General features: G+C 38.2%; 19 protein-coding genes and 1 other annotated feature. Of the genes, 17 read left to right on the top strand and 2 right to left on the bottom strand.

Features of this window, described 5'->3' with window-relative positions:
• The first annotated feature begins 128 nt into the window (after positions 1-128).
• The 7 genes from abc-f (at position 129) to GHI93_RS04450 (ending at position 7,199) form a co-directional block, all read left to right on the top strand.
• On the top strand, positions 129-2,060 hold the full coding sequence (gene abc-f, locus GHI93_RS04480; RefSeq protein ID WP_153495877.1) for a ribosomal protection-like ABC-F family protein: 1,932 nt from the start codon (positions 129-131) through the stop codon (positions 2,058-2,060).
• A 279-nt stretch (positions 2,061-2,339) separates the two neighbouring features.
• Positions 2,340-2,969 carry an orotate phosphoribosyltransferase gene (pyrE, locus tag GHI93_RS04475; protein ID WP_153495876.1) on the top strand — a complete coding sequence of 210 codons (630 nt, stop codon included), beginning with the start codon at positions 2,340-2,342 and terminating at the stop codon, positions 2,967-2,969.
• Positions 2,970-3,038: 69 nt separating this feature from the next.
• The gene (locus GHI93_RS04470; RefSeq protein WP_153495875.1) at positions 3,039-4,313 is read left to right on the top strand and encodes a dihydroorotase; all 1,275 of its coding nucleotides are present in this window, start codon (positions 3,039-3,041) and stop codon (positions 4,311-4,313) included.
• A gap of 75 nt (positions 4,314-4,388) precedes the next feature.
• Positions 4,389-5,048 carry a DnaD domain-containing protein gene (locus tag GHI93_RS04465; protein WP_153495874.1) on the top strand — a complete coding sequence of 220 codons (660 nt, stop codon included), beginning with the start codon at positions 4,389-4,391 and terminating at the stop codon, positions 5,046-5,048.
• 47 nt (positions 5,049-5,095) lie between these two features.
• The gene (gene nth, locus GHI93_RS04460) at positions 5,096-5,749 is read left to right on the top strand and encodes an endonuclease III (RefSeq protein ID WP_153495873.1); all 654 of its coding nucleotides are present in this window, start codon (positions 5,096-5,098) and stop codon (positions 5,747-5,749) included.
• The gene (locus tag GHI93_RS04455) at positions 5,746-6,429 is read left to right on the top strand and encodes a tRNA (adenine(22)-N(1))-methyltransferase (protein ID WP_153495872.1); all 684 of its coding nucleotides are present in this window, start codon (positions 5,746-5,748) and stop codon (positions 6,427-6,429) included. Before nth ends, GHI93_RS04455 begins: the two co-directional genes overlap by 4 nt.
• Positions 6,426-7,199 carry a Nif3-like dinuclear metal center hexameric protein gene (locus tag GHI93_RS04450; protein ID WP_153495871.1) on the top strand — a complete coding sequence of 258 codons (774 nt, stop codon included), beginning with the start codon at positions 6,426-6,428 and terminating at the stop codon, positions 7,197-7,199. Before GHI93_RS04455 ends, GHI93_RS04450 begins: the two co-directional genes overlap by 4 nt.
• Before the next feature lie 32 nt (positions 7,200-7,231).
• Here GHI93_RS04450 and yidA read toward each other — a convergent pair whose 3' ends face one another.
• Entirely contained in the window at positions 7,232-8,053 is an 822-nt protein-coding gene (yidA, locus tag GHI93_RS04445) for a sugar-phosphatase (RefSeq protein ID WP_153495870.1), read from the bottom strand.
• Positions 8,050-9,348 carry an HD domain-containing protein gene (locus GHI93_RS04440; RefSeq protein ID WP_153495869.1) on the bottom strand — a complete coding sequence of 433 codons (1,299 nt, stop codon included), beginning with the start codon at positions 9,346-9,348 and terminating at the stop codon, positions 8,050-8,052. The genes yidA and GHI93_RS04440 overlap by 4 nt, the downstream gene beginning before the upstream one ends.
• 129 nt (positions 9,349-9,477) lie before the next feature.
• On the opposite strand from GHI93_RS04440, the gene GHI93_RS04435 reads away from it, so the two are divergent.
• The 10 genes from GHI93_RS04435 to hisB all read left to right on the top strand — a co-directional run bounded on the left by GHI93_RS04435 (position 9,478) and on the right by hisB (position 17,172).
• Entirely contained in the window at positions 9,478-9,858 is a 381-nt protein-coding gene (locus GHI93_RS04435; protein ID WP_153495868.1) for a YwiB family protein, read from the top strand.
• A 14-nt stretch (positions 9,859-9,872) separates the two neighbouring features.
• Complete coding sequence (locus GHI93_RS04430; RefSeq protein WP_153495867.1) at positions 9,873-11,054, top strand: DUF998 domain-containing protein; 1,182 nt, start codon at positions 9,873-9,875, stop codon at positions 11,052-11,054.
• Positions 11,055-11,149: 95 nt separating this feature from the next.
• Positions 11,150-11,232, top strand: a sequence feature (ribosomal protein L21 leader region).
• A gap of 40 nt (positions 11,233-11,272) precedes the next feature.
• Entirely contained in the window at positions 11,273-11,587 is a 315-nt protein-coding gene (gene rplU, locus GHI93_RS04425) for a 50S ribosomal protein L21 (RefSeq protein ID WP_153495866.1), read from the top strand.
• A gap of 2 nt (positions 11,588-11,589) precedes the next feature.
• A complete protein-coding gene (locus GHI93_RS04420; protein ID WP_153495865.1) occupies positions 11,590-11,922 on the top strand; it encodes a ribosomal-processing cysteine protease Prp in 333 nt (110 codons plus the stop codon).
• Positions 11,923-11,934: 12 nt separating this feature from the next.
• Positions 11,935-12,219, top strand: a complete 285-nt coding sequence (rpmA, locus tag GHI93_RS04415; RefSeq protein ID WP_153495864.1) for a 50S ribosomal protein L27 — start codon at positions 11,935-11,937, stop codon at positions 12,217-12,219.
• 406 nt (positions 12,220-12,625) lie between these two features.
• Positions 12,626-13,696, top strand: a complete 1,071-nt coding sequence (hisC, locus tag GHI93_RS04410) for a histidinol-phosphate transaminase (protein ID WP_153495863.1) — start codon at positions 12,626-12,628, stop codon at positions 13,694-13,696.
• Positions 13,683-14,660, top strand: coding sequence for an ATP phosphoribosyltransferase regulatory subunit (locus tag GHI93_RS04405; RefSeq protein WP_153495862.1), 978 nt, complete (start codon positions 13,683-13,685; stop codon positions 14,658-14,660). Before hisC ends, GHI93_RS04405 begins: the two co-directional genes overlap by 14 nt.
• Positions 14,653-15,273, top strand: coding sequence for an ATP phosphoribosyltransferase (hisG, locus tag GHI93_RS04400; protein ID WP_153495861.1), 621 nt, complete (start codon positions 14,653-14,655; stop codon positions 15,271-15,273). The genes GHI93_RS04405 and hisG overlap by 8 nt, the downstream gene beginning before the upstream one ends.
• The gene (hisD, locus tag GHI93_RS04395) at positions 15,263-16,585 is read left to right on the top strand and encodes a histidinol dehydrogenase (RefSeq protein WP_153495957.1); all 1,323 of its coding nucleotides are present in this window, start codon (positions 15,263-15,265) and stop codon (positions 16,583-16,585) included. The genes hisG and hisD overlap by 11 nt, the downstream gene beginning before the upstream one ends.
• Entirely contained in the window at positions 16,582-17,172 is a 591-nt protein-coding gene (gene hisB / locus GHI93_RS04390; RefSeq protein ID WP_153495860.1) for an imidazoleglycerol-phosphate dehydratase HisB, read from the top strand. Before hisD ends, hisB begins: the two co-directional genes overlap by 4 nt.
• Positions 17,173-17,174 lie beyond the last annotated feature (2 nt).

Genomic DNA, 17,174 nt, shown 5'->3' with positions numbered 1-17,174 from the left:
TATTCCCTTGTGATAATTTTATCAAATACTTGTGAAAGTTGCAACCCACTCAAACTGGAAATTAGAAATTCTGTAAAAAATCAGTAAAAATATGATAAAATGGATAGGAACGTAAGAAAAGGTGTAACATGATATTAATGCAGGGCAGTGACATTGCGCGCACATTTGGAGCGGATGTCTTATTTGAAGGAATCAATTTTAGTTTACAGGAGCACTCACGTGTCGCTTTGGTCGGAAGAAATGGAGCGGGAAAATCAACGCTCTTAAAAATTATTGCAGGGGTTGAAGATTCAAGTCGTGGAGTGGTTTCTAAGGTAAAGGATCTGTCAATGAATTATTTGGCGCAAGATCAAGGTTTAAATTCTAAGCGCACGATTTATGAAGAAATGTTGAGTGTGTTTGAGGAATTGCGTGCTTTAGAGCAGGAATTGCGTCAGATAGAAGTAGAAATGTCAACACTTTCAGGTGCTGATTTGCAAACGTTAATGACGCGTTATGACGACTTATCAGAGCAGTTTCGTCATCAATCTGGATTTACTTATGAGGCGGAAATGAAGGCGGTTTTAAATGGATTTCATTTTCATGAGGAGAGCTGGAAACAACAGATTTCAGAGCTTTCTGGTGGTCAAAAGACACGACTGGCTTTGGCAAAAATGTTACTTGAAAAACCACAACTCTTGATTTTAGATGAACCAACGAACCATTTGGATATTGAAACTTTGGCGTGGTTAGAAAATTATTTAAAAAATTATGATGGGGCTTTATTGATTGTGAGTCATGATCGTTATTTTTTAGATAAGGTGGTCAATGAAGTTTTTGAGCTTTCAAGAGGGGCGCTGTCACGTTTTACGGGGAATTATTCTCGCTATATCGAGCTTCGTGAGCAAAAACAAGCATTAGAAGAAAAAGAATTTGAAAAGCAACAAAAGGAAATTGCGAAGTTAGAGGATTATGTCGCAAAAAATTTGGTGCGTGCTTCAACGACAAAAATGGCACAATCCAGACGGAAAAAATTGGAAAAAATGGAGCGGTTGGATGCACCAAAAGCGGGTGAAAAATCAGCTCACATCATGTTTTCTGCGCAAAAAACGTCTGGGAATATTGTATTGACAGTTAGAGATGCCGAAATCGGTTTTGTCAGTACTGACAAAAATGAACCAGATGTAATTTTGTCAAAATCAATTTCGATTGATGAGAAAAAAGGAGAAGCGATTGCGCTTGTTGGACCAAATGGTGTTGGAAAAACGACATTAATCAAATCTATCATTGGTCAAATCCCATTTCTTAAAGGGCAAGCAAAGCTTGGAGCGAATGTCTCTGTAGGATATTACGATCAAGAACAGGGACGTTTGACACCATCTAATACGGTGCTTGAAGAGCTGTGGAATGATCATCCGTTGTTACCAGAAGTTGAGATTAGAACGATGCTGGGTGCATTTTTGTTCAGTGGTGAAGATGTAAAAAAAGCTGTTGCAATGCTTTCTGGTGGAGAAAAAGCGCGCCTTTTACTTGCAAAATTAGCAATGGATCACGATAATTTTTTGATGCTTGATGAGCCGACAAACCACTTAGACATTGACAGTCGTGAAGCGCTTGAGAAGAGTTTGACTGAATTTGACGGCACTTTGTTTTTTGTCAGTCATGACCGATATTTTATCAATCGTGTCGCGACAAAAGTAATCGAGTTGTCACGTGAGGGGAGTCAAGTTTTTTTGGGAAATTATGATTATTATCTCGAAAAAAAGGCGCAACAGCTTGCTGTCAGTGCTGACGAAATCACTGAGGATACTGAATCTCGCAGTCAAATTGATTTTCAAGCACAAAAAGAGAGTCAAAAAAATCGACGGAAATTAGAACGTGAAGTGGAGCGCTTAGAAAAAGATTTAGATGATATTGATCAAAACATCACAATAATTACTGCACAAATGCACAAAGATTTACAAGACTTTGTGAAATTGGGCGAATTACAAGTGCAAATTGATCAACTCAATGCCCAAAAAGAAAATCGTGAAATCGAGCTGCTTGAGGTCATGGAAGCATTGGAAGAAGCATCCATTTAGACTTTTTAGGCAGTAATTTGTGAAAAATGCGTTGAGACTTGCAAAAATAATAAGGCTTTGATACAATAGGGCAAACGAACTTTTAAGTAAGTCCAGAGAGACTTGCAAGGTTAAGACGGGAAAAGTACATAAAAAGGGCTCAGCTAGAGGGGTTAAATGATTATTTTTTGACCAAAGAAAGCTGTCAGTACTGACAAAAATGTAGATTTAAACGATTGACACTTGCAAGCCGGCAAGTGTTTTTTTTGTCAGTGCTTACAAAAGTAAAAAGGAGAAAAAATGTCATTATCAGAAAAAATTGCTTCAGGGTTACTTGAAATTCAAGCGGTCAGTTTATCACCAAAAGCGCCATTTACGTGGGCATCTGGGATTCAGTCTCCGATTTATACCGATAATCGAATCACACTTGCCTATCCTGAAATCCGAACGACCATTGAAGATGGATTTGTTGAACTGATCAAAACCAAATTTCCAGAGGTTCAAGTGATTGCTGGGACCGCGACGGCTGGGATTCCGCACGGAGCGATCATCGCTGACAAAATGAATTTGCCGTTTGCGTACATTCGCAGTAAACCAAAAGATCACGGCAATAAGCGCCAAATCGAAGGCCGCGTGCAAAAAGGTCAAAAAATGGTCGTTGTTGAGGATTTGATTTCGACAGGAGGAAGTGTGCTTTCAGCTGTTGAAGCCGCAAAACGCGAAGGTGCAGACGTTTTGGGGGTTGTAGCGATTTTTACGTATGAACTTGAAAAAGCAAGTGCTAATTTTACTGCTGCAAATGTTGCGTTGGAGACGCTGACGACCTATACAGCACTGATTCACGTGGCTCACGCGTCAAATGAAATTAATGAAAAAGAACTTGCACTTTTGAAAAAATTTAAGGAAAATCAAGAAAACTGGCAAGATTGAGCCATTTTAAGTCAAATGGAGCGTGAAAAAAAACTGTCAGTACTGACAAAAAAATAAGGAGAATGTGCCATGTTATGGATTAAAAATGGACGAGTAATGGATCCTAAAACACAACTGGATCAGGTGATGGATCTCTTGATTGACGGAGAAAAAATCCAGATGATGGGGCAGAATGTGGCGGCTCCAAAAGATGCTAAAATCATTGATGCTACTGGAAAAATCGTTGCACCTGGTTTAGTAGATATACATGTTCATTTTAGAGAACCTGGTCAAACGCAAAAAGAAACGATTCATACAGGTGCTTTATCTGCGGCAGCTGGAGGATTTACGACAGTAGTCATGATGGCAAATACCCGTCCAGTCTTATCGTCTGCGGCACTCGTGCGTCAAACCGTTCAGTGGGCTAAAAAAGAACCGCTTCATATTTACACCGTTGCCTCAATCACTGAAAATTTTGATGGGGAGACACTCACGGATTTTGAGGAATTGATTCAAGCTGGTGCAGTTGGATTTTCAGATGATGGTGTACCGCTCAAAAGTTCAAAAACACTGAGAAATGCCTTAAAAAAAGCACAACGCTTTGGAAAAATGCTTTCTATCCATGAAGAAGATCCAGAATTGGTCGGGACTTTAGGATTTAACGGGAGTCAGTTTATTGCGTCACATTGCAAAATTGACGGGGCACCAAACGTGTCAGAGTACAGTATGATTGCGAGAGATATGATGCTTGCTTACGAAACAAAGGCAAAACTTCACATTCAACATTTGTCAGCCAAAGAATCAGTAGATTTGGTTCGATTTATCAAAAAAATGGGCGCAAAAGTCACTGCAGAAGTCACACCGCAACACTTTTCACTCACCGAAGCTGCTGTGCTTGAAGCGGGAAGTTATGCGAAGGTCAATCCGCCACTGCGAAAATCAGAAGATCTTTCACATTTGATTGAGGGATTAAAAGATGGCACCATCGATGTTATCGCAACGGATCACGCCCCACACACCACAGCAGAAAAAGCGCAAGCGCTTTTGAAATCGCCTTCTGGAATGGTCGGGCTTGAAACTTCATTACAACTTGGACTGACGCATTTGGTGGACAAAAAACATCTCACGTTGATGGAATTATTAGAAAAAATGACGTGGAATCCTGCCCAATTGTACGATTTTGATGCGGGGTATCTTTGTGAGAATGGCCCAGCTGACCTTGTGATTTTCGACAGTGAAAAAAGTTCAGAAATTCCTGATCGTTTTGCTTCAAAAGGAGAAAACTCGCCTTTCGTTCATCAAAAAGTCAAAGGTGAAATCTTAATGACCATCAGCTCTGGAGCCATTATCTACGAAAAAAAATAAGATGAAACTTGCGCTTTGCAGGTTTTTTTGTAACCGATCAAAGTGCAATAGTGAGGTTTATGTTATAATAAATTTATGAACTATTACGAAGAATATAGAAATGGACATTTGATTTTGCCTAAAGCGTTAATGGCCCATTTTTCTGTGCTTTTTCCTAGCAGTGATGATTTTTTGGTCTGGCTATATTTTTATGATAACCGAGATATTGCACCTAGCGAAATTGCCAAAAAAACGGGAAAAACCTTAAAGGAAGTCAATCAAGCCATCACAGCGCTCCAAAATTTTGGCTCATTAAAAGTAACATTACTGGATTTATCAGGGGAGGTTGAGACGATTTTTGATGTGAGTCCAGTATTTCAACATTTAGACGAACTTCTTGGGACGACTTCTGATTTAGCAGTGGAAAATCAGAGTGAAAACAAAGGGCAATTAGACGATTTGGTATCGACTTTTGAGGCCGAAATGGGTGTGATTTCACCGATGCAGCTGGATGAATTGCGTGCACTTTTATTTGAGGATCATTATGAATTAGCACTCGTAAAACTTGCTTTACGAGAAGCAGTGTTGAATCGAAAGTTGTCATTAAAGTACATCAAAGCGATTTTGAGAAATTGGAAAAATGAAGGACTGACCAATGTTCAAGCGGTTGAAAACAAGCAAAGTGACTTTCAATCGAGTAAAGCGCACACACCACAGCAGGATTTCTATATCCCAATGGATGGACCGTGGAGTTAGGACTTACACTTTAAGTGGAGTACTTGAAATAAAAGTTAAGGAAAATAATGTTAAGTAAAAAAAGATTTTTAGAGGCACTCGCCATTATTTTTGAGATGTTTCCAGAAGCCAAAGGAGAGTTACATTCAAAAACCCCTTTTCAGCTTTTGATTGCGACGATCTTGTCTGCTCAGGCGACAGATAAAGGAGTCAATAAAGCAACACCAGCTTTATTTTCAGCTTATCCAGATGCAAAAAGTCTTGCGGTTGCGGATATTTCATCAATTGAAAGTAAAATCAAGTCGATTGGTCTTTTCCATACCAAAGCTAAAAATATCAAAGCGGCAGCAAAAATGCTGATGGAAGATTTTGATGGAGAATTACCAAAAGACAAAGTTTTATTACAAAAATTACCAGGTGTGGGACGCAAAACTGCAAATGTCGTACTCGGAGATGCGTATGGAATACCAGGTATTGCTGTAGATACACATTTGGATCGGATTGCAAAGCGTTTGAATATTGTCCCTCAAAAAGCCTCTGTTTTGGATGTTGAAAAGACTTTGATGCGCTATATACCAGAGGAAAAATGGGTTACAGCACATCATCACTTGATTTTTTTTGGACGCTATCATTGTACCGCCAAAAATCCGAACTGTGAAAACTGTCCCGTCCTTTCATATTGTAAGTTTGGTCAAGAGCGATTAGGAGGATTTGACGCATGAGCACACATTTATCTTTGAGATTAAAAGAAGTCGCTTCTTTTGTTCCACAAGGCGCAAGGTTAGCAGATATTGGCTCAGATCATGCTTTTTTGCCTGTCTTTTTAGTCACCGACAAACGGATTGATTTTGCTGTTGCAGGTGAGGTCGTCAAAGGACCGTATGAAATCGCAAAAGCGCACGTGGCCGCTCAAGCATTGCAAAATCAGATTCAGGTGCGTTTGGCAAACGGTTTAGCAGCATTTTCAAAAAAAGATGAGATCGATACGATTGTGATTGCGGGGATGGGAGGAGTTTTGATCACGCAGATTTTAGAAGCTGGACTTGAGAAAATCAATGCTCAAATGCGCGTGATTTTACAGGCAAATAATCATGAAGATACTCTTCGTGAGTGGCTTTCGCGTCATGGATTTGAAATTATTTCAGAAAAGATTGTTGAAGATGCTGACAAAATTTATGAAATGATGGTGGCTAAAAAAACAGATCAAAAACAGGAACTTTCTGTTGATGAGATTAAATTTGGTCCACGCTTAAAAAAAGAAAAATCCGCTATTTTTATAAAAAAATGGCAAAAAGAATATCAAACACGACAATACATCCTCTCTCAATTGCCAAATCCGACAATGCCCAAATATCAAGCTGTAAAAGAAGAAGTCCAACAAATCAAGGAGATTTTGAAATGAAAATTGCTGAGTTGACACAGGATTATGAAATGTTTTGTCCGCAATCACTCGCACTTTTTGATGATCCTGTGGGCTTACAGATTGGAGACTTGAATCAGGAAGTTAAAAAAGTACTTGTGACGTTAGACATTCGTGAGCAAGTTGTAGATGAAGCCATAAAATTGGGTGTGGATTTGATTTTTGCTAAGCATCCTGTGATTTTTAGCCCGCTGTCAGCGCTGACAACCACAAATCCTCAAGAACATCTTGTGTGGCGTTTGGCAAGAGCTAATATTGCGGTTTATACCAGTCACACGAATATTGATGTCGTCGCTGGTGGATTAAATGATGACTTTGCGTCGTTACTTGATCTCACTGAGGTTAGAGCGCTTGATGATGAAAATCAAATGGGACGCATTGGTGAGGTTGAACCAATCCGTCTGTCAGTACTGACAGAAAAAGTAAAAGCGGTTTTTGGACGCGATCGGCTTCGCGTCGTCACTTATGATCACACGATGAATCAAGTCATTCGTCGCATCGCGATTTGTGGCGGGACTGGTGGCAAACTTTGGCCTTTAGCTGTTGAAAAAAAGGCCGATCTTTTGATTACTGGAGATATTTATTATCACACCGCACATGATTTTTTATCTCAAGGACTTGTCGCAATTGATCCAGGACATTATATTGAACATTTATTTATCCCTAAAATTGCTAAATTGCTGCGCACATACAATGACAAACTAGAGGTATTTGAAAGTCAGGTTTCTACAAATCCGTTTTATGATATATAAAAAGAACTCACACGAGTCCTTTTTTTTATTGTTTAATCTGTGAGATAAGGGTTAATGACCCATTCGTTGATAGCATAAGCCACGCCAGATTCTGCATTTGATTTTGTAACGTATTTTGCTATTTTTTTCAGTTCTGGTTTTCCATTAGCCATGACGACAGGAGTGCCTGCAACTTCGAGCATGGCGCGATCATTTTCTTCGTCTCCAATCGCCATGACCTCCTCCATATCAAGAAATAATTTTTTTGCTAAATGTTTTACAGCAGAGCCCTTACTGGCTTTTTTATTCATGAATTCAAGATAATAAGGGGTTGATTTCACCATATTGAAACGTTCAAAGAACTCAAATGGCATGTAAGCAATGCCATTGTCCAGTTTTTCTGGCTCATCAACGGTCATGACTTTTGCAATTTCAAGATCAGCAATTTCTTCAGGCAAGCGATAATAAAGTGGCATGTTGACCATTGCAGCTTCATGAACGACATATTTTCCAATGTCACGTTGTGGAGTATAAATGCCTTTTCGAGTGATGGCCATCAAAGGCAGACCAATCTTTCTTGCCATTGCATCCAGATCCAGAAAATCATCGCGTGAAATACTTTCTTTGATGAATTCTTCACCAGTGTCTGCGCGCAAAACGAGTGCGCCGTTGTAAGTAATGACATAATCACCGTGCTCGGTCAAATCCAATTGCTCAAGAATGTCAGTGACCCCCATCAAAGGACGTCCGGTACAAATGACGATTTTCACACCAAGTTTTTTGGCTGCTTTTACCGCTTCTTTTACGGCGGGGGTAATTTTTCGCTCCGGATCAAGAAGTGTTCCGTCAAGGTCAATGGCTACTAATTTAATCATCGTTTTTCACTTTCTATTTTTGGTGTGTCAGAATAAAAGCTGTCATTAATGACAAAAGCACTGAAAGCTTCATTTTCTAACATTATTTTTGGAAAATAAAACCTGCGATTGCCATGAATGGTTCCTGTCAGTGATGACACAAGTGCTGAGAGTTCTGAGAGTTCATAGGAACTGCCGTCTTTTTGGATAATTTCGATTTGGGTGCGGGGATTTTTTGCATTGGGGCGATAAAAATCATAAGGCAAATCAAAACTACTGTGGATGCCAGTATAATACGTCGAGTCAAATCCTGCATCATCCACTAATTTTTTTAGTTGAACTAATTTTTCTTCATCAGCTTTTTCAAATTTAATGGATTTAAAGAGATGACGCGTGATATAGGCGTGTGCCAAATCCGCTAAAATAGGATCGGTTGCATTCATCCAACTCTGAAAATAAGTGTTCATGACACCATCATCAAGTGCTAGATAATCCTTAAGTTGATGATGGTGCTCAAAAAAAGGAATTAAGCAAGGACTGGTCTGATTGAAATAAGCTTCATTTTCAGGATATAAATCTTTTGCGCGTGCGAGTAAATTACGCAATAAAATTTCCATCGCGCGTGATGCGGGGTGAAAGTAAACTTGTTGATACATTTGATAGCGACTGACAATATAATCCTCAACAGCATGTACCCCATTAATCGCAAATGCAATCCCGTTAGTGACTGGACGAATGACATGCAAGATGCGCGTCAGATCATATTGACCATACACCGCTCCTGTATAATAAGAATCTCGCAACAAATAATCCATCCGATCAGCATCAATTTGACTTGAAATGAGTTGCACCACTTGTGGATTTGGATATTCGTGTGCGATGACAGCGGCCACTTGTTCAGGGAAATCAGGAGAAACACGTCTTAAAACGGCGTTCACCTCTGTTTGATCTGAGGTGATGATTTCGCGCGTCACAGCCTCATGATCCGTCCCAAAAAGTCCTTCAAAGGTATGAGAATAAGCACCATGTCCCACATCATGTAATAAAGCAGCACACTGCGTCACCAAGTTTTCATCTGGATCCCATTCCAGAGGATATTGCATCGAAAAATGATCTGTAATGGTTTTTGCAATATGATAAACGCCCATACAATGCGAAAATCGACTGTGTTCAGCGCCATGAAACACGCAACTCGCGGTTCCTAGTTGCTTGATGCGGCGTAAGCGTTGAAATTCGGCTGTATTAATCAAGTCGTAAATGATCTGATGATTCACATGAATAAAATCATGGACAGGTTCTCGAAACACTTTTTCCATTTTTTACCCCTTCATTTTGAAAATTAAAGCTCTTTCTTTTTCTTATTATACTAAAAATAGGGATAAATTTCCATTTTGTATGATAAAAAACGGTTTATTTCATCTTTAAAATAGTGTAAAATAGAAAGCATGATAAAAATAACAATTCACAACGACATTAGGATTGGTACTGATAAAGATAGCATTCATGATGTTTTTTTTGGTGAAAAAAAAGAAAACTCTGGAAAAATCATTCTCCTTTATCACAATGCCGCGGATGAAAAAGTACTTTTAAAGTGTGATAACAAAGAAGTATCAATGACAAGATACACAAAACCACCGACAACCATGCGTTTTTGTACGGATAAGAAAACTTCTTTCCACTATGAAGGATTAGGAGCGCTGTCAGTACTGACAAAAAAACTTGTCATTAATGACAAAAATAATGAAGTCTTTTTGACCTATCAGCTCATCCAAAATACACTGAAAATTGGAGATTACCGCATGCACGTTTTCTGGCAAGAAGTTTAATGTAAGGAGCAATCATGGAAAAAATTAAATTACCAAAAGACTTATATGAGAAACTAGAGTTAGGTGAAAATGCTCAAGTTGAGGTGGTAGATATTTCAAATGATACCATCAAAATTAGATCACTTGAACGAAATAAAACAGAACACGCTGCAGTTTGGTTCATGTTACCCACAGTCATTTCGACTTTATTATTTATTTTAGCCATTTTTTTACTAAAAATAAATCATGTTATCGCACTTTCTGGCAACGAATCCATTGCGACAGGAGTGATTGTGATTTCAAATGGGGTTGGGATTTGCTCATTCATCCTATCTTATCTCCTGAAGCGAAAAGAATTGTATCATCAGATGACGCAAAAAGTTTATTTTCGAACGTTTGGAACAGTCGTGCTATCTGTTTTTGTTCTCGTCACGTTGACCTTGTCTGCTTTTTTTTGGTTTATTAATCAAATCTTTTATGGCGTTGCATTTGACTTGGTCACGGCAGTGATTATTTTTGCTATTTTTACAGGTATTTTAAGTTTTGTTCTTTTATTTGTGGTTGATGTTTTTGAAATTTCAATGTTACTCAATTTGTTGATTATGGTGGCGATTGGTGGATTAGTCTCAAGCATGGTCACAAATGGAAATCAATACTGGTGGCAGAGAAATTTCAGTGAATTAGGGACATCAAACTCTAATGCGAGTGTTCAATTTAATGCAACGTTAATCCTTTCTGCTGCGCTCATGATTGGATTATTTGATTATATTTTTGTATCTCTTCGGACAAAAATTGGCAAACAAACGCGTCATTTTATTTTACAAATTCTTTTGACACTTTGTGCGGTTTGCATTGCTTTAGTGGGCTTGATTCCAAATAATGGGTTAGGAATTGCGCATGTGGCACATGACGTGTTTGCACAATTGATTGTCTTGTTTATGGGACTTGCGATTCTTGGGATTCGCTGGTTTTTACCTACTCTAAATCGGAACATGTACATCATTTCTTATGCTATCGTTGCATTACTGGCGTTTTCATATGTGATGTGGCATTATGTGCATTATTTTACATTAACTGCGTTTGAGATTTTATCGTTCAGTCTAAGTTTTGCTTGGGTCATGCTTTTGATTAATCATCTCCTTAAGCTCATCTGGGATCAAAGAAAAGTCTATCACGTTGAGCAAATTGATCCAAAAGTCCCACTCAATAAAAACTAATTCCTCTCTTTTTAAAAAATACAAATAAAAAAGGAAATAATGGTTGCATTATTAGTTATTTTCTAGTATAATAGTGTAGTTGTCTTTGTGGTTTCCATAAAGTGCAACCGCTCGAAGTTTCGTTCAACAAGAAGTAAGTGACGCAAGTCCACGAACTAAGGCGAGTCTGACAGCTCATGACTAAAATCAAGAGCAAAATCTAATAAGGAGGAATCACAATGTCAAACTATGCAATCATCAAAACTGGTGGCAAACAACTCAAAGTTGAAGAAGGTTCTGTCATTTACATCGAAAAATTGGATGTGGAAGCTGGAGCTACTGTAACTTTCGACGAAGTTATCTTCGTTGGAGGAGACGCAACAAAAGTTGGTGCACCACTTGTAGCTGGCGCAACAGTTGTCGGAGAAGTTGAAAAACACGGTAAAGAAAAGAAAGTTGTTACTTATCAATACAAACCTAAGAAACACTCTCACCGTAAACAAGGTCACCGTCAACCATATACAAAAGTTGTTATCAAAACAGTTAACGCTTAATTATGATTGAAGCAGTGATTAGAAAAAAACGTGACAGATTTGTTTCGTATGAAATTTCTGGTCACGCATCATCAGGGACTGGCGAGTTTGAATATGATGTCGTTTGTGCAGATGTAAGTGTTTTGTCCATCACGACAGCAAACAATATTCATTCGATGGCAAAGATTAAGCCGATCACCAAAATGGAGGACGGTTATCTCTATGTCGAAGTTCCAATCAGTATTCCGAACAAACAAGAAGAACTTGTTCAAATTCTTTTTCAAGCATTTACGAATGCGATGAAAGACGTTGTTGAAGAGTTCCCACAGTATGTTCATTTAACTATTGAAGATTAGAGGGCAAATATTATGTTAAAACTTAATTCACAACTCTTCGCCCACAAAAAAGGTGGAGGTTCAACTTCCAATGGTCGTGACTCACAAGCAAAACGTTTGGGTGCGAAAGCATCTGATGGCGAACTTGTAAGTGGTGGATCAATCCTTTTCCGTCAACGTGGAACTCATATCCATGCAGGAAACAACGTTGGCCGTGGTGGCGATGATACACTTTTCGCAAAAATCGAAGGCACTGTTAAATTCGAAATGAAACGTGGTAAAAAACAAGTTTCTGTTTATCCAGCAGTTGCAAAATAATTGAAATTTCAAATGTTGTCAGTACTGACAGCATTTTTTTGTGCTCTTTTTGATTGATTCTTAAAAAAATTCTGAAAAATCGTATGTTTTAACTTGCATTTTTTTAAATCTAGCGTTATAATACGTTTAACACATCAATAATGAAAGGAAAATCACATGATTCTATTATCAACGCTATCCCATCATCACCATCTGCATAGATAAAAGTTGTATCATTCCAAGCGGTATAGATACGACTTTTGAGTACACTCAGTATCTATGCCGGTGATTTTCCAAAAGACCGGTTGTGAAGACAATGGGTCTTTTTTATACTTTGATGTACTCCCCTTATCTTACTTCAAAAAGAAATGGAGATAAGGGTTTAAAAAGCATGATCATGTCTGAAAATTGCAAAAAAGGAGCTTCCATGAATTGGAGAAATAATCTACGACACGTCACCCCTTATGTTTCAGGAGAACAACCTCGTTTTTCTGAAATGATCAAACTCAACACGAACGAAAATCCTTATGCCCCATCTGAAAAAATCAAAACACTTCTGAACTCTTTTGATCTGGAGCTTCTAAAGCGCTATCCCAATGCTGATGCAGATGATCTTAGAAGCGCTCTCGCACGTTATCATGAGGTCAAAAGAGAACAAGTTTTTTTGGGAAATGGTTCTGATGAAGTTCTTGCATTGAGTTTTCTTAGTTTTTTTAACTCGAAATCTCCCATTTTAATGCCTGAAATCACTTATTCATTTTATCCTGTTTATTGTCAACTCTTTGGAATTCCATTCAAAAAAATCCCACTCAAAATGAATTTTGAACTCGACGTGACAGACTATTTTGAAAAAAATGGGGGCATTGTACTTCCTAATCCTAATGCGCCGACAGCGATTGCTTTAAGTCCTGAAAAAATCGAGCAATTACTCAAAGAAAATCAAGAAGGCATTGTCATTATTGATGAAGCTTATATTGATTTTGGTGGAACATCTGTATGTCCATTATTAGAAAAATATGATAATCTCGTGATTGTTCGGACGTTTTCTAAATCTCGAGCGCTAGCAGGAATTAGATTGGGCTATGCGCTTGGACATCCTGAAGCAATTGCACGACTTTATGATGTGAAAAATTCATTTAATTCTTATCCAATTGACCGATTGACACAAGAAATTGGACTTGCATCGCTCAATGATGAGAATTATTTTAAAAAACAAGTCGAAAAAATTATTAAAACCAGAGAAAATTTTCAATCCGCACTTCAATCCCTTAAATTTGAGACAACACCCTCCCAAGCAAATTTTGTTTTTGTCCGTTACCCGAACCTTTCGGGAGAAACATTAGCCCAACAATTGCGCGACAGAAAAATCATCGTTCGAAGGTTTGAGGATCATTTAATTAAAGATTGGTTGCGCATCACGATTGGCACAGAAAAAGAAATGGAAGAAGTCATCCTATCGTTAAAGGAAATTTTGGAGCAAGAAAATGAAAAAAAGTAATATTTTAATGCCCGATGAAGCTTGTCAAACCAGTCTTTATGATACGAAACTTTTGCGCGACATTGAAACGCAACTGCGTGAGTTATTTAAAGCACACACATATCAAGAGATTATGCCTCCAAGTTTTGAATTTGTTGATTTTTATACAGGATTAGATGTTGGTTTTGATCCTCAAAAAATGTTTCAATTTATTGATGCTGAGGGAAAAAATGTGAGTCTGAGATATGATTTTACGGTTCCTATCGCGCGCTATTTTGCATTGAATCAAAAACAAGAAAAAACGACCTCCGGTTTCACTTATTTCGGGAAAGTTTATCGCAAGGAAAAACAACTCAAAGGACGTCGAATGGAATCCTATCAGATTGGAGCAGAACTTTTTGGCCTTCAGGGCAATCAAGCAGATCAAAGTTGTTTAGAGATGGTGTTTCAAGTTCTAGCACTTTTACCTCTTGATGCGGTCGTCATTGAGCTAGGGAATGCACGGTTTTATAGACGACTTCTTGAACTTGTGGGAAGTGAAGCACAAAAGTTGGTTGACTTGTTGAAGCGTAAAGATTTGGATCAACTTTCAAGTTTTGTTGCGCAACAAAATTTTCCAAAAGCATTAGCAGAGTTGATCTTAGCGCTTCCGATAGAAAGAGAGTTCGATGTGTTGTCTGCTTTGATTCAAAAAACGCAGGATAAAGAACTATTGTCTTCTCTATCTGAACTTGAAATAGCGATGGAAAAACAACAGAAAAATGAAGGCATCATCATTGATTTGGGGATGATTCCTCAAATGGCTTATTACAACGGTTTGATGTTTCAGGTGTATAGTGAAAAAGTCGCACAACCGATTATTTCTGGAGGGCGATATGATGAATTATTGGATCATTTCGATAGTCACAGCAAAGCAATTGGATTTTGTTGTCAGATGGATTCAATTTTAAAAGCCATCAGAGTGACAGGAGGAGATCATGATTAAAATAGCGATGACAAAAGGGCGCATTCAAAATCAAAGTATGACACTGCTTAAAAAGGCAGGATATGATATTTTGCCAATTTTATCAATGGGGCGTGCCTTACAAGTGAAAACAGCAGATGATTTTGAATTTATTTTTGGAAAAGCAAATGATGTGGTTACTTTTTTGGAACATGGCATTGTGGATGTTGGGTTTGTTGGAAAAGATACACTTGAAGATAATGATTTTAAAGATTATTATGAGTTGGCGGATTTAAAAATTGGAAACTGTTGTTTTGCGCTTGCTGCACCACCTGCATATCGAAAAAAAGAATTTCAAGCAAGAAAGCGAATTGCGTCTAAATATCCGAAAGTGACGAAAAAATATTTTGAAACTCAAAAAGAAGATGTTGAAATTATTAAATTAGAAGGGTCCGTAGAATTAGGACCTGTCGTTGGATTATCTGATGCAATTGTGGATTTGGTTGAGACTGGAAATACCTTGGCTGCAAATGGACTTGAGATTATCGCGCGGATTAGTGAGGTGTCCACACGACTGATTGTGAATAAAAGTAGTTTTAAATTTAAAGAAAAAGAAATTTTAGAAATGGTAAGGAGATTAAATGATGTTAAATAAATTAGATGTTCATCAAGATTTTGCCGAGGTGGCAAAAAAATTTCAAAATCGTAAAGCTAGTGTTTCAAAGGAAGTGACAGATGCTGTTGAAAAAATCATTGAAAATATTAGAGAAAATGGGGATGGTGCTTTATTTGATTACGTTAAAACATTCGATGGTTTTGAGATTTCAAAGGATAATTTGAAAGTAAGTCCTGAAGAATTTGAAGAAGGATTAAAAAACGTTGATGCGAATTATTTGCGGATTTTGCATCGTGCTAAAGCTCAGATTGAAGCATTTCACACGCATCAATTAAGTCCATCGTGGGGAATTTATAAAGAAGATGGAGTAATTATGGGACAGCTGGTGCGCCCGCTTGAAAATGTGGCGCTCTATGTTCCAGGTGGGACGGCTGCTTATCCCTCTACGGTTTTGATGAATGCAGTGCCGGCACTCCTTGCTGGGGTGAAAAATGTGGTCATTTTAACACCTGTCAGAGCTGACGGAAAAGTAAATCCGATTATTTTAGCTGCCGCAAAAGTGTGTGGTATCGAAACCATTTATAAAATCGGTGGTGCTCAAGGAATTGCTGCACTGGCGTATGGCACCCAAACACTACCAAAAGTGGATAAAATTGTGGGACCAGGAAACATTTATGTAGCGACTGCAAAAAAATGTGTCTATGGACAAGTCGATATTGACATGATTGCAGGACCTTCTGAGGTACTTGTCATTGCTGATGAAAATGCAAATCCAAAATATATTGCTGCAGATTTGATGGCGCAAGCAGAACACGATCTTCTTGCCAGTGCGATCTTGATTACAACATCAAACCAATTGGTTGATGAAGTCAATGTCGAGTTGGCACGACAAGTTCAAACGTTAGCACGGAAATCAATTATTGAAAGTGCCATTGAAAATTATGGGGGAGCGCTGGTTGTTTCAAATCTAAAGGATGCTTTTGAACTGTCCAATCAAATTGCACCAGAACATTTGGAAGTTCTGACAGAAAATCCTTTAGAAAAACTACCTTTAATCAAAAATGCGGGCAGTATTTTCCTTGGTGAATACACGCCAGAGCCGCTAGGTGATTATATGAGTGGGACAAATCATGTGCTTCCAACAGGTGGAACTGCAAAATTTTACTCTGCCTTAGGTGTTTATGACTTTGTAAAACACTCCGCTTATAGTTATTATCCACGTGATGTTTTGGAAACATTTAAAGATGATGTGATTACATTTGCTAATTCTGAAGGGTTAAGTGGACATGCAAATTCTATTGCAGTGCGATTTGATGAAAAAGATGATGAAAAATTGGAGGAGGAATCATGAGAAAAGCGACATTAACACGTGACACAAAAGAAACACAAATCAGTCTGGAGTTGAATTTGGATGGATCAGGAAAAGCAACGATTGACACAGGCATTGGATTTTTAGATCACATGTTGACACTTTTGGCCTTTCACGGAGATTTTGATTTGACGGTGAAGTGTCAGGGAGATCTTGAGGTGGATTGTCATCATTCCACAGAAGATATTGCGATTGCTTTAGGAAAATGTTTTGATCAGGCGCTTGGTGAACGTCGTGGGATTAAGCGTTATGGAAGTTTTACTATTCCAATGGACGAGGCTTTGGTGACGTGTGATCTTGACATTAGTGGACGTCCTTATTTGGTCTTTAATGTGGATTTGTCTGGCAATCAAAAATTGGGCAACTATGATACAGAAATGACAGAAGAATTTTTTAGAGCGCTCGCATTTAATGCAGGTGTCACACTTCATTTGAATGAAAAATACGGAAAAAACACCCATCACATTATTGAAGCGTGTTTTAAATCTACTGCAAGAGCGTTAAAACACGCTGTCAGTACTGACAAAAATAAAAGTGATGCAATTCCATCGTCAAAAGGCATCATTTAAAA

Source organism: Lactococcus hircilactis, from assembly GCF_009601015.1.
Lineage (GTDB): Bacteria > Bacillota > Bacilli > Lactobacillales > Streptococcaceae > Lactococcus > Lactococcus hircilactis.
The sequence above is the reverse complement of the archived record's forward strand: the minus strand, read 5'-3'. Positions and strand labels throughout refer to the sequence as shown.